Annotated in this window: 13 protein-coding genes; 3 read left to right on the forward strand and 10 right to left on the reverse strand. The window is 46.6% G+C overall.

Annotated features, from left to right (window positions below; translation table 11 throughout):
* Window positions 1-14: 14 nt before the first annotated feature.
* The 4 genes from ACWQXP_RS19315 to ACWQXP_RS19330 form a co-directional block, all read right to left on the reverse strand.
* A complete protein-coding gene (locus ACWQXP_RS19315; protein WP_454064474.1) occupies window positions 15-734 on the reverse strand; it encodes an FMN-binding protein in 720 nt (239 codons plus the stop codon).
* On the reverse strand, window positions 728-1,165 hold the full coding sequence (locus ACWQXP_RS19320) for a hypothetical protein (protein WP_454064475.1): 438 nt from the start codon (window positions 1,163-1,165) through the stop codon (window positions 728-730). The genes ACWQXP_RS19315 and ACWQXP_RS19320 overlap by 7 nt, the downstream gene beginning before the upstream one ends.
* 37 nt (window positions 1,166-1,202) lie before the next feature.
* Window positions 1,203-2,639 (reverse strand): hypothetical protein, encoded by a 1,437-nt coding sequence (locus ACWQXP_RS19325; RefSeq protein WP_454064476.1) that lies wholly within the window; start codon window positions 2,637-2,639, stop codon window positions 1,203-1,205.
* A 110-nt stretch (window positions 2,640-2,749) separates the two neighbouring features.
* Window positions 2,750-2,974, reverse strand: a complete 225-nt coding sequence (locus ACWQXP_RS19330) for a hypothetical protein (protein ID WP_454064477.1) — start codon at window positions 2,972-2,974, stop codon at window positions 2,750-2,752.
* A 236-nt stretch (window positions 2,975-3,210) separates the two neighbouring features.
* Here ACWQXP_RS19330 and ACWQXP_RS19335 point away from each other — a divergent pair, with 236 nt between their 5' ends.
* Together ACWQXP_RS19335 and ACWQXP_RS19340 are read left to right on the forward strand one after the other, a co-directional pair.
* The gene (locus tag ACWQXP_RS19335) at window positions 3,211-3,834 is read left to right on the forward strand and encodes a hypothetical protein (protein ID WP_454064478.1); all 624 of its coding nucleotides are present in this window, start codon (window positions 3,211-3,213) and stop codon (window positions 3,832-3,834) included.
* A gap of 48 nt (window positions 3,835-3,882) precedes the next feature.
* Window positions 3,883-4,917, forward strand: a complete 1,035-nt coding sequence (locus tag ACWQXP_RS19340; RefSeq protein WP_454064479.1) for an FAD:protein FMN transferase — start codon at window positions 3,883-3,885, stop codon at window positions 4,915-4,917.
* 394 nt (window positions 4,918-5,311) lie between these two features.
* On the opposite strand, the gene ACWQXP_RS19345 is transcribed toward ACWQXP_RS19340, so the two are convergent.
* The 5 genes from ACWQXP_RS19345 to ACWQXP_RS19365 form a co-directional block, all read right to left on the reverse strand.
* Window positions 5,312-6,055 (reverse strand): Spy/CpxP family protein refolding chaperone, encoded by a 744-nt coding sequence (locus ACWQXP_RS19345; RefSeq protein WP_454064480.1) that lies wholly within the window; start codon window positions 6,053-6,055, stop codon window positions 5,312-5,314.
* A gap of 13 nt (window positions 6,056-6,068) precedes the next feature.
* On the reverse strand, window positions 6,069-7,157 hold the full coding sequence (locus ACWQXP_RS19350; protein WP_454064481.1) for an ABC transporter ATP-binding protein: 1,089 nt from the start codon (window positions 7,155-7,157) through the stop codon (window positions 6,069-6,071).
* 407 nt (window positions 7,158-7,564) lie between these two features.
* A complete protein-coding gene (locus tag ACWQXP_RS19355; RefSeq protein ID WP_454064482.1) occupies window positions 7,565-9,154 on the reverse strand; it encodes an ABC transporter permease in 1,590 nt (529 codons plus the stop codon).
* A gap of 10 nt (window positions 9,155-9,164) precedes the next feature.
* Window positions 9,165-10,211 (reverse strand): extracellular solute-binding protein, encoded by a 1,047-nt coding sequence (locus ACWQXP_RS19360; RefSeq protein WP_454064483.1) that lies wholly within the window; start codon window positions 10,209-10,211, stop codon window positions 9,165-9,167.
* Between the two features lie 12 nt (window positions 10,212-10,223).
* Window positions 10,224-10,724 carry a Fur family transcriptional regulator gene (locus tag ACWQXP_RS19365; RefSeq protein WP_454064484.1) on the reverse strand — a complete coding sequence of 167 codons (501 nt, stop codon included), beginning with the start codon at window positions 10,722-10,724 and terminating at the stop codon, window positions 10,224-10,226.
* Window positions 10,725-11,295: 571 nt separating this feature from the next.
* Here ACWQXP_RS19365 and ACWQXP_RS19370 point away from each other — a divergent pair.
* Window positions 11,296-11,856: a hypothetical protein gene (locus tag ACWQXP_RS19370; protein WP_454064485.1), complete on the forward strand. Its 561-nt coding sequence runs from the start codon at window positions 11,296-11,298 to the stop codon at window positions 11,854-11,856.
* A gap of 130 nt (window positions 11,857-11,986) precedes the next feature.
* Here the strand turns inward: ACWQXP_RS19370 and ACWQXP_RS19375 are convergent, their stop codons facing one another.
* Window positions 11,987-12,292, reverse strand: coding sequence for a ComEA family DNA-binding protein (locus ACWQXP_RS19375; RefSeq protein WP_454064486.1), 306 nt, complete (start codon window positions 12,290-12,292; stop codon window positions 11,987-11,989).
* Window positions 12,293-12,558: the final 266 nt, after the last annotated feature.

Raw genomic sequence — 12,558 nt, forward strand, 5'->3', positions numbered from 1 at the left:
GTATCACTTGTCATTCAAAATCCTAAAATGGATTCAAGGAAGCCTTTTTCTGCATTTCCCGCGACGAGTGTGTTGGTTCCCAATCCTAGCGGTTTTAAATAAAATTCATTGACAAGGACAAGGACTCGCTTGACTCCGGCACTGGCTGAACGCACGGACATGGTTGCGCCGGAGATATTGATGATATCGCGATTGATTCGAATAGGATCCCGTAAGTCCTTACCCTGATATTGATAATTGAATCGTTTGGTCGCAATTTCGTTACCTCGGGCTTCCCGATACACTAGGACTTCAAAGTTTGTGACTTCCCCCTCAGTATCGACGGAAACCATGTACGTGATTGGGCGGTGTTTGCCGATCGTGTTTTGGACCATGGCATATCCATCAGCCTTTCCACCCGTTTCCCCGATATAGGTCGTAAAGGAGGTTTCAGGAAATTTCCATCCAATCTGTTCTTCGACTAATTTTTTTTGTTCGGGGTTCAATGATAGGGTGGCTTTGCGAATGTTGTCTGAATCAGGAAACATGACTTTTGCCGCTTCTTCCTCGGTGAAATATACCTCCAAATGCCCGAGTTCTTCGGCGTTTAGCCATCGGTTCAATTCATGGTCCCAAATTCGTTCAAGCTGTTGTTTGGCGTGAGCGGTTGTGGCAATCATGCCAGAAAATACGAATAGAATAAGTCCCACATAACATGCAGTGATGATGGTCGATCGACGATGAATAGTTAACATGGTGCCCTCTTCAGTTTAGCTTGAATCCGTGCTGCAAGTTGTCGTTCTTGATCTTCGTTTGCTGGAATTTGTCTCCAAGACCTCGATTGCACTCCTTGGGGTGACCAAAACTCTCGAATTTGTTTGACCGTGACCGTGCTTTGTCCTGTATTTTCAGGTTGAATGGTCAAGACGAACCGAGCCCGTTCTTCATTGAGATTTCGATTCATGAGTCCGCTAAGCCGACTTGTTTGTACCTTGATCCACTCGGTTTCGATAACTCGAGTTTTTTGATCGATACTGCGAAGTTCAAATTCTTGCAAGCTGGCAAGGGCTACACTCCATGTTTGTTCAAGTGAACAGTTTGTCTCTACGCTGGGTGCGCTGGTCCAGCCAACGCACCCAGACGTGAGAAATAGCAGAAATAACATGACTAAAAACAGTTTAGACATTGTGTACCTTTTCACTCATAGAGCGATCAGCACTCACTTAGAAATAGGTCGCCATACTAAATTGCCAGCCGTTTCGTTGTCCTGGATCATCTTCGTGATCGTTGAGGGTATAGGCTAACTTGATGACTGCGTCTTCAACGGGACGGAAATTCACGCCGAAGGTCAGTCGACTCACATCATTCACATTGTTAGAGTTTTGAGTATTCGTATCCACTTGCCCCCAACGGATCACCCCCGTAAAGGTTGACGCATCGGAAAAGAAGGACGGAGCCGCTTGTTTCAACACGTTCGGCATAAAGTGGTAATTGCCCTGGACATAATAGCCAGCCATTTTTTGTGGAGGAATACCTGCGGCCGTATCCGGTGTGCGATTGCCTCCTTGAACGTGTGTCCAGGCCGCTTCGCCAAGCACTTCAAATGGTCCGCGTTGAAGTAATCCATCAACGGCCACGATAGTCATGTTGTGTCTTCCCTCATCATCCCATTTGCCGTGATGGACCGATCCGGCGACCTCAATTCCGAGAATCGGACTCACCGATATGCGGCTGACAATGGCCTTGTTCTGGTTGTTGTCCGTTTGAAAGCTTCCACGATTTCCTCGATACCCTCCTTCTCCGAAGGTTCCTCCAATGTTGCCCTGGCTGCTTCCTCCGTCAAATCCTTGTGTGACGTAGAATTCATAGTCGACCTTGGCTAATTGGGTAGGATAGACCGTACCAAAGATCCCAATGCCGGATTCAGCAAAGGTGGACGGAATGATGAGTCGGCTGACCATTGGCCGAAGAGGAAGATCGTTGAGTGGAGAGTCATGAACGAGGTTAAACCGTCCAAGAGGAATTAATAAAATTCCACCGCGAAGGTTGAGCCAATCGGTAAACCGGTAGTCCATCGTAGCGAATTCGATTTTGACATCGCCGTCGCCTTGATTGCCTTGAGGTCCGCCATGTTCAATTTCGACTTCAGCACCGATGCTCAGACGATCGGTGATCTGGGAATAGAAGAATGGGACAAAGCGCTCCTGGTCAAATTCAAGGCCTTCTGAGCAATCCCGAGAGCCGGCATGATTACAATCTGAAATAGTAAAGTCCATATATCCACCGATGATCGTTTTTGGCGCGCGGATAAATGGTTTAGCATAGATGGTTCGACCACCTTGAAGAACAGAACCACCTGTCACCCAGTCCACTCCTTGCTGCTGAATTTGGGTTTTCGATCTTTGGGGAGTTTGTGTGGTTTCCCCGAGTCCTGGGGGTTGACTAAAGTCTTCTGGCGGAGGGGGCTGCACTCGGTTGTTTAAAATGTCTTCCACGCGCTGATCGACGATTTGATTAATGTCTTCTGCGGATAAGGCGCTCACCGGTGTCGAGGATTTTGACTCGAAACGGTCGGCGGCATTGGCCTTGTCCATAAACCCATACGGTCCCAACAGCATGACGGCGACTCCTAGAGCCCCCAACGTCAACGTTGATTTCATTGCACGTCCTCCGATGTAAACAGCTGGGGACTCACAGGGTCCTCTGAGGTTATTGAGTGATGGGACTCGATGGTCCGCAGGTTGTTGTTCGTCAGTCTCTTCGCAATCGCTTATAATGGGGTTTGAAGCGTTGGTGGGGCTGAGCAGAGTTGAACGGTGACTTCAGAATCAGCAAGGTCAGAAAAAGATATAGAAACAAGACGTTTGCACCGTTTGCACTTCAGTTCAACACCCTGACTGCCAAGTTTTGCCACCAATTGCCCGCACTCACAACGAGCTTCTGAGAGCTCTTGGCTAAATGCGGTTCCCTCTGGTGACTTTGGACTTACCTTCATAACTCGCGATAAATGTGAAAACTGTTACAATGCGAAATTGATTATGAGTACTATATAATTTGAAATTGATAACCATTATTAATATCTAAGTGCGCAAGAGTTTGTCAACCCTCGTCTTGTCTGATACAAGTCGTTGTTTATATAAATGAAATTGTGTAGATATCGTTTTATAGAGTCAGAGATGGGAGCCATTATTTGATACATGGATAGCCAATGGTAAAAAGTAGGAGAATGTCATGTTTTCATTTCCCTTGACCATGTGCGGCAATAGATGGAAACTATGGACTGTTCCTTTAATAATAGCGGTTTATGGTCTTCTTCTTCCGTCGTGTGCCACAGTTGAGGGTCAGGCTGAAATGAGTGAAGAAGGCGAGCCTTCCATTGTATTTGGGCGAATTGAGGTGAACGAAATTGGACCGAATCCACGACAATTCCCTGCACGTGTTCGGTTCGTGGATGTCGTCCATGTGCCAACGCAGGATTGGACTCGTATCAAGATTAATCCGACGTCTCAAACATTTGCGGTATCGCTCAGCCCTGGGCGCTATGAAATGACTCGTCTTCAAGTTACTGAAGGGCCTTTTACGGCTCAGTCTTATTTGAGCGGGACCTTTAATATTGCGGCGAATGACGTCACGTATTTAGGAACATGGCAATTGAACGTCGATACTCCGCGAACTCAACGTATGATCACATTCGATGTCTCTGACGGCAGTTTGAATTGGGATGAGGTGTTTGAGAATTATCCGGCGATGAAGGGGAAGTCAGTCGTCAACGCGTTTCCGAAGCTGGTTGAGAACCAAGCTCGATTATATGCTGTGGCACCGAATCCAAAGTTGAAATACTTTTATCGCCAATAGGGTTGAGTCGAAACCCTATGTGCACATGTGAGGGAGGTCCGTTTTCTTATGACGGTGTTGTCACGCCGAATGTTCATCGTGAGAGTCGTCTTGCTCTTGGTCCTATTCGTTCTAGGGAATGCGAGTGTTGCACAGAGTGCATTGGTCAAGCGAAGCCAATATTTGATGGGAACGCTTGTGTTTGTGACTGGTGTGGCTTCTGATCATGCCATCGCTCAGCAGGCTGTGGATGCCGGATTAAAAGAAATTCGTCGCTTGGAAGAACTATTGAGCACCTGGATTCCCGAAAGTGAACTTTCTCGGGTCAATGCGGCAGCCGGCCAACATTCAATGAAGGTGAGTGTTGAGACCATAAACCTCTTGGAATATTCGTTAGAAATGGACCGCTTAACAGGAGGGAGTTTCAATATTGCCATTGGTCCTGCCGTGGATCTCTGGAATGTAAATGAGAACGGGAGAGTGCCGACGTCGCAAGAATTGGAAGCGGTACAGTCACTTATTGATTTGTCGCAACTTCGGCTCAATCAACAGGCCAGAACGGTTTCACTTGGCCGTTCCGGTATGCAGGTTGATGTTGGAGGAATTGGGAAAGGTTTTGCTGCAGATCTTGCAGCGGAGGTGATGACATCCGCTGGGGCCACGGCGGGAGTCGTGGCCATATCAGGAGATATCAAAACGTTTGGACGTATGCCAGATGGTCAGAAATTTTTATTTGGCATCCAACATCCACGAAAAGAGCAGGGAGCCGTGTTAGCCACGATTGAGTTGGAAAATGAGGCCGTGTCAACTGCTGGTGACTATCAACGATACTTCGAGCTGAATGGCATTCGCTATCATCATATTCTCGATCCTCAAACACTTCATCCTGCACGTTTGGCGCAGAGCGTCACCGTCATCGCATCGCAAGGCGTCATGGCAGATGGACTCGATACGGGAATTTTTATCATGGGCCCAGAAAAGGGCATGGCTTTGATTGAGCGGTTGCCGGAAGTCGAGGGGGTTATTGTGGATGCGGACGGAAAGGTAACAATGTCTTCTGGGCTGACAGATCGATTGAAAATCGAAACTCAGGTTAGAAATTAGTGACTTTATATCCGATTCAATTAACTTCCAATGGTTGACCTGGGTGATTACGGTGGGTTATTTGGATACCTTTAATGCCGACACTAAAAGGATTACTAAGTCGCTAATTTTGATTGCCCATCAGTAAAGCTTGGTCTTGGGAACGATCGTATCCACTGAGGCCATCTATGATCACCATATTGAATGACCATAGGACTTCTCAGTGAAGGTTGAACAGATATGACGAGTAGTGTGTTGTACGTTCATGGCCTGAGCACACCACTGGAACTTATTTGGATGTGCTATAATAATCCATGAACACCATGCCACATCTAAAAATTTTACGCGTAATATTAAAAAGGCCCCATAAGGGGCCTTTTCTCTATCTGGAACGACTGTCTCGTTAGGTGTTTGTTCAATAGCCAGATTTGTCTTTATCTTTTCCGTGATGCTTGTACCCGCCTGGATGCCCCTTTTTCCCCATACCGTCTGAGGAGTAGGCTTGCATGCGATCGTGTACGGCTTTCATGCGGTTTCGTTGTTCGTCGGTCAATACGGCTTTTGCATCGCGGCGGGCCTTGATAGAGGCCATATACAGATCGGCTTTCACGTTATGCATATCTTTAAGTTTTGATTCAATATCCGAGAGGTTCGAATCATCTTTCTTCAGCAGTTCGTGTAAATCTAAGTTGGCCAGTTCGACTTCGGCTTTCTTTTTGATTCGGGTTTTCTTGTAGGTTGTTTGGATGTCATGTAACTTGGCTTCCTGCTCATCGGTAATCGCCATACCTTCTTTGTATTTCAGCACATGCTGGATGAATTCACTGGCACTTTGATGGGCTCCGCCATGCTTCCCATATCCTCGTTTCCCATGTCCGCCACCGTATCCTTTGCCATATGGTCCATGTCCGCTGCTCATGCCATGACTTTTGCTTGAACTTCCATGATGTCCAGTGCCATGTCCTGAATAATTGGCCTTTTGATGTAGAGAGCCATGATCGTTCATGCCCATGCTGGTATGAGGATTTGCTTGTCCTGTATGGTGGCTTTCGTAGCCTTTTCCACTTGCATAAACCGATGAGCTCAACAGCATGAGCGTAAGACAGCTCGGCCAGATAACGGATACGAGTAACGCGCGTTTGATTGTCCAATGTGTCATACCTGTCCCTCCTTTAGCTTGTTGATTCAGTTGGATGTTCAAATAATACTGTATGGGTTGCGATTACTTCTAATGAAACCTTCAGGTCAATTGGATGAGAATGGTCAGATGGTTGCACACTATGAACGATATGCCCTGAGGCCAACTGGATTGCGTAGAGATGTTGTGATCCTCGAAATTGGCGGCTGATGATTCGGGCATGGCCGGTGGGGTTGGCAGTGATCTTGACATCGTCGGGCCGAATCATCACAAACACTTTAGGATTACCGCAGTAATTTCGTTGATTCGGAAAATCCCCAATTTCCGTCTCAACCTGACTCTGTTTTACGATACCAGGAATGAAGTCAGCTTTACCAACGAATTCAGCGACAAATTGGGTCGTGGGAAGGTGATAGATCGCTTCAGGGGAATCATACTGGACCAGTGTGCCGTCTTGGAGTACAGCGACTCGATCGGCCATGGCAAAAGCTTCTTGATGATCATGCGTGACAAGAACGGCCGTCGTGTTGGTTTGCCGCAGTAACCGGTAGAGTTCTTTTCGCATTTTGATCGTCATGTCAGGGTCTAAATTGCTGAACGGTTCATCTAAGAGCAAGATAACCGGGTTGGGTGCCAAGGCTCTCGCTAATGCCACCCGTTGTTGTTGCCCTCCTGATAATTCGTGGGGATACCGATGTTCAAATCCTATCAGGCCGACAAGTTCCAGCATGGTTTTTGTACGTGCCTCACGTTCGACTTTGGACCAGGTCTGTAATCCAAATGATACATTATCGTACACCCGCAAATGCGGAAAGAGGGCATAGTCTTGAAAGACCATCCCGACACGTCGACGTTCTGTTGGAACATGGGTGTTTGGTGACGAGACGAGTTGTTCGTTGAGATAAATTTCGCCAGCCGTGACTTTTTCAAATCCGGCAATCGCTCGAAGCGTTGTCGTTTTTCCGCATCCTGATGGTCCTAACAGGCAAATAATCTCTCCCTCGTGTGCCGTAATGGAAATATGTTGAACCGCAGGTTTCTCTGGTTGATAGACACAGGTCACCTCGCGTAGATCGAGGACCGTGTTTCGCGTATCAGCAGGGTGTGTGTGTGATGTTGTCATTGCAAGAAAGAATGTGGAATTGCTATTCGAAAATAGCTGTTATAAAGGATATTCAATTGAAATTTAATCAATCTAAATAACTGATTATCAGTAACTGATGTGACATAACCTGTAAATAGAATACGGTGGCTTTATGAGTTATGCAAGTTGCTGTTTGTCTTCGATTTAGATTATTCAGGTGCAGTCCAACGCGTTTATTATAGGTATTCTAGAATGCGGTGGTACTGTATGCTGCTGGTCATTTATTCGGGTATCCTAGTTACAGGCAACCATTTTTCTTACAAGTAAAAGATATTCTAGGATACGATCGTTCTGTATTATCTAAGCCGTAGTTAGTCCTTTACATGGCATAATTCAGTTGCAGGCATAGACCTTTATTACAGGTATCCTAGTATTCTACTCTGGTTTTAGGCAGTCTGCCAGTTCTTCTTCATGAGGAGTAAAGCCACGGGAATTGAAATGATCACGATGAGGAGAGCTGGGGGTGCGGCAAGTTGATAGAGTTCTTCACTGGCTTCTAGCCATATTCTGACGGCTAAGGTATCAAATCCCACAGGTCTCAATAGCAATGTGGCGGGAAGTTCCTTCATGGCTTTAAGAAACATCAAGATCCACGCGACCGTAAAACCTCCACGAACCAGTGGAAACGTGACGTGTCGAAAGGTATTAAAGGCGCGTCGCCCCAAACTTCTTGACGCTTCTTCGATATTCGGATTGACTTGTTGGATGGCTGACTCCATGGCCTGAAGCCCGGCTGGCAGGAAGTGGATGAGATAGGCGAGAAGCAAGATGACCGCGGTACCGTAGAGATAAGGCAGGTGTTGAGTAAAAAGCGTTAGAAGAGCCAACGCGGCAACAGGACCTGGTAATACGTATCCAGTATACGCTCCTTGAAGATACAGAAGATTGATTTTCGTGGGATGTCGGCATGCCAGGTAGGCGAGGGGAGTCCCGATAACGACGGCGATCGTGGCGGCCATACCTGAGAGCACGGTACTATTCCAAGTATAGGTTAGAAAACCACTGGCCATGCTTCCTTCAACCCAAGCCTGCCAAGTCCATTGCACGAGTAAGAGAATTGGGACGCCAAACGCTGCACTGAAAATACAGAAAATAAAAGCCGTGATGCCCAGAGTTTGGAGTGGGCCGCATGGTGTAGCCGGTCGAGTTCGAATATGCCCGCCTGTTTGAAAAAACCGGCTTTGTTGACGAAACCATCGTTCTGCGATCAGAAAGATAAAGGCAAAGAGCACAAGAAGAAGACTTAAGATGGATGCGGCTCCATAGTCATATCTTCCGGTCATTTGTTGGTAGATGGAATAAGTAAACGTTTGAAAACGCAGGAGCGAGACGGCTCCAAAATCAGAGACCACATACAAGGTGACAAGAAAGAGTCCTGCAACGAGAGATGGGCGAATGAGTGGAAGTGATACGCGAAACATGGTTTGCCACCGTGTGGCACCTGAAGCTTGTGCGGCTTCTTCGAAGGAAAGGTTAAAGTTTTGCAAGGCTGCGCGCGCGAGTAGGTAGACATAGGGAAAGGTATTCAGCGTCATCACCAGCCATGCTCCGCCGTAGCTGTAGGGAGAGAAAATCCGTGCATCTGGCCCCATGAGCCATTGCCAGCTTTGCTCAAGACTTCCCCCGGTTTCTAAGACATATGTGTAGATATAGGCTAGGACGTATGAGGGGATTGCGAGTGGAAGAACCAAGCCCCACTCCCACATTCGCCGACCCGTAAATTCATACCGCGTGACAAGCCAGGCAAGCGATACCCCAAGGAGTAACGTTGCGATTCCCACTCCAACGGCGAGCGACACTGTATTGAAGAACAACTCCGGGATTCGAGTCGCCCATAGCCGTTCCCACACCGCGCTCTTGGCTGAGAAGGCCGAATAGGTGACATACAATAATGGAAAGGCGAGTATGGTTGCGATGAGGAAGGCGAAGAGAGGCAGGGGAGAGAAACCTGCCTGTCGCCGGAAAATCGCGGTCATGTCATTGCAATTAGCGAAGGCCGGAGCGTTCGATCAACAACATAGTGGGTTCGCGAAGTTTTGCGAGCTGGGCCAGAGGTACCTGAGCAACATGAAAACTGTTTCGTGGAGGAAGAGCTGGGTCAGTTTTGACCTCGTGATGGATCGGGTATTCCTTATTACGATCGGCAAACATCTGTTGTCCAGGTTGTGAAATCAGGAATTGGATTAATTTTTTGGCTTCTGCAATACGTTTTGACTGTGTCACAACCCCGATGCCAGTAGCATTCATGATCAGGCCCATCTCGCCGGTTTTTTGATCAGTCAAGAGCGGGGCAATTGGGGCATCAGGATTTTCCGCAAGATAGCGATAGATATAGTAATGATTCACGAGCCCCATGGCGACTTTGCCTTTAGCCACGGCATCTACGATTTGTCCGTTATGGGCATAGGTAGAGTTTCCGGCATTATCTCGAATGCCCTTCAAGAATGATTCGGTACGCTCGTCTCCTTTGACGGCGCTAATCACGGAGACTCCAGCTTGCAGGTACTCACTGTTCGCGGTCGGGATGGCAAGTTTCCCTTTCCATTTTGGGTTTGCGATATCAAGAATGGATGTGATCTGGTCAGGCTGAATCATATTGGTATTGTAGACAATGACCCAAATCCTGCCTGATAATCCAATCCAACTGTTATCTGGAGCTCGAAATGCAGGAGGAATGATGTGTTCGATGCCTTCAATTTTGATGGGTTTCAACAGATGAAGTTCTCGCGCTCGTTCAAGGGTACCAGCATCGTTCGTGATAAACACATCGGCTTGCGTGTGCGTACCCTCTGCTTGAATGCGGTTGACCAATTGCGTGCTGCTTCCCGTTAGCAGTTGTACCTGTATGCCGGTTTTATCTTGAAAAGTATCGAGTACTGGTTTAATGAGGCGTTCTGCACGTCCGGAATACACAACAAGTTGATCGGCAGCCACGCTGATGGTTGGAAAAATAATCAACCAGGAAACGAGAATCAGGATTGCGCTATATATTTGAACAGTTCGCGAGCGTGACAAAACTGAGAGATACATCATGGTAAAGATCCTTTAGTGATGAGTGCTGTCAACCTGGTAGGGTGCTTGTGCGGTTAATGGACGGCTACAATTTTTACAATTCCCACTGGATAAACGGATGGGGTCGCAATAGAGTTCAAGGCGATGGGTCTTGATAGAAAACCCATTTTTCGCCGCGACTTCTTCCTGAAGTTCTTCAATCTGGCAGTTTTCAAATTCGATAATTTTTTCGCAAGCCGTGCAGATGAGATGATCGTGATGACCTTTATGAGCAATATTGTCAAATTGGGTTTGCGAGCCAAAATGTTGTTCTTGCGCGACACCCATGTCGCAAAACAGTTTGAGTGTTCGATACACGGTGGCGAGTCCGATGTGAGGGTCTTTCTTCGATAAGAGGCGATACATTTGTTCTGCCGTCACGTGTTCCATCTTTAAGAAATTACTTAAAATGTTTTCACGTTGACGGGTGAGCTTGAGATTGTTTTTTGTTAAATGATCTTTGAGCAGCTGCAGCTCTTTGGTATTCTTGGCCATAGTGAAAAAACCTTTTTGAAAAGAGGCTTATTTAAACTCAAAATGATCGCATGGTCAAGTTCGTTGACATCTCATTGTTTGCGTTTATTCATACTGACCCTGTGAATTCATGTCCTTGGCCCTCAAACTTGTAGATCACTGGCTTGGCCACATGTAATTGATGTAGATTAAGAAGGTCTGGAGCGTCAGACCTTGAATAAAGCAGAAATGGCAAATGGGTACAGAGCTACCGTGGCCAAGGCTACCTATGATCCCCACGATAGACACCCTATTGATTCAAGCGAAATATGTACCTTCATAAGCTAGTGGTCTAGTCAACGTTCGTATCCAAGGATAGCTATAATCCCAATCTTTAGGCAGCTTATTGACTCAAGTGAGAGATGTGCCTTTATACGGCTAATGAACTATGCAACATTCCTGTCTAAGACGCCGTTCTTGAAATTTTAGTAACCATAAAGCGATAACCGTCGATATTTCGAGGGTTGTACAGGGAAGTGACTAGAAACGATCATAATGCAACCATCGTATCATTCATTCGGTTAGATCATAGTTGCAAGGGATATGGAAATTCATGCGAAAGCCTTCTGAGATTACTGTGGATCGAGGACTGTTGCTGTATTTACTCAATTTAGCTGAGCCTCATGGGTTTATGAGTGATGTCAAGTTTCAACAACTGATGTTCCTAAGCGAATTACAAATGTTTGGAAAAGGGTTTAAGGGGCTGCATTATGAATTTATGCGGTTTGCCTACGGAGCATTTAGCAAAGAGGTGGACAATGATCTGTTGTTTTTACGGAAGAAAGAACGGTTGGAAAATTTTAGTCTGACCGATCAAGCCCAGCAGGTTGTGGAGCTGATCGATCAAGCTGTGAAAGAATCTGAAGTGAATGAACAGATCATGGAAATTCTACAGGAAGTGGTTGCAACGTATGGGCCTCAAGACAATGGCCAGGTCATGGAATCAGTTGAAGCGATTGAAATTAGTTCCACCGATGAACTCGAACAAAAAATAGCTATTCGTGACATTTCGTTTCATACCATCATGCTTGTTCCATCGCGTATTGAAGTCACAGGTACGTTTACGGTTTCATCTGCGGAACTTGCTCGCCTCAATAAAGGGCTCGGGGCTTAATGGTGGTGACATTCGGAAAGGACCATCACGGCTTTCTGTCTCTTGGAAGGTGTGAAACGTGAGACGAAAGCCCGAGTGTACAACGATGCGTTTCGCCTCACGTTTGACGTATGTTCTGTATGCGAAATTTTTATTTCTTTTTTGAAGATTTTTCCACTGTGATCGAGTCTTTGAGCATTGCCAACTTCTTTTCCCCAATGCCCTTCACTTTGGCTAAATCCTGAATATTCTTAAAATCCCCGTTCTCTTTTTTGTAGTCCATAATCCGTTCTGCTAACTCAGGCCCAATACCGGGAAGCGTTTCAAGCTGAGCCGAAGTGGCGCTGTTGAGATTAATGGACATTTGCCCCGCAAAGCTCATCGTCGTGCCGAAGAGAAGCGTTGAGCAAAGTAAAGAAAAAACAAATACCCGCTTGAGTAGTAATGTGAATGGCATTGAAGCCTCCTTTTATGTATGAGAGCGGATGGTTCCACTCTGATCAATAAATGAAAGAAGGAGATTCCCCGTCCTTGGCGTTATCCCCTCACAGTTGCACCATGTCCTGGAGGGTAGCCTATGTTTCGTGCCCGAGAGATTCAATTAGTCTTCTGGGGTATATGGTGGGATCTGTTGAAGAAATTCGCTGCCGATGTCTGAGGTCATAAAGAGGGTGAATTCCTATCTCAATACATATGGTTATTATGCATTCTTGCGCACGGGAG

Source organism: Candidatus Nitrospira salsa (assembly GCF_965152625.1).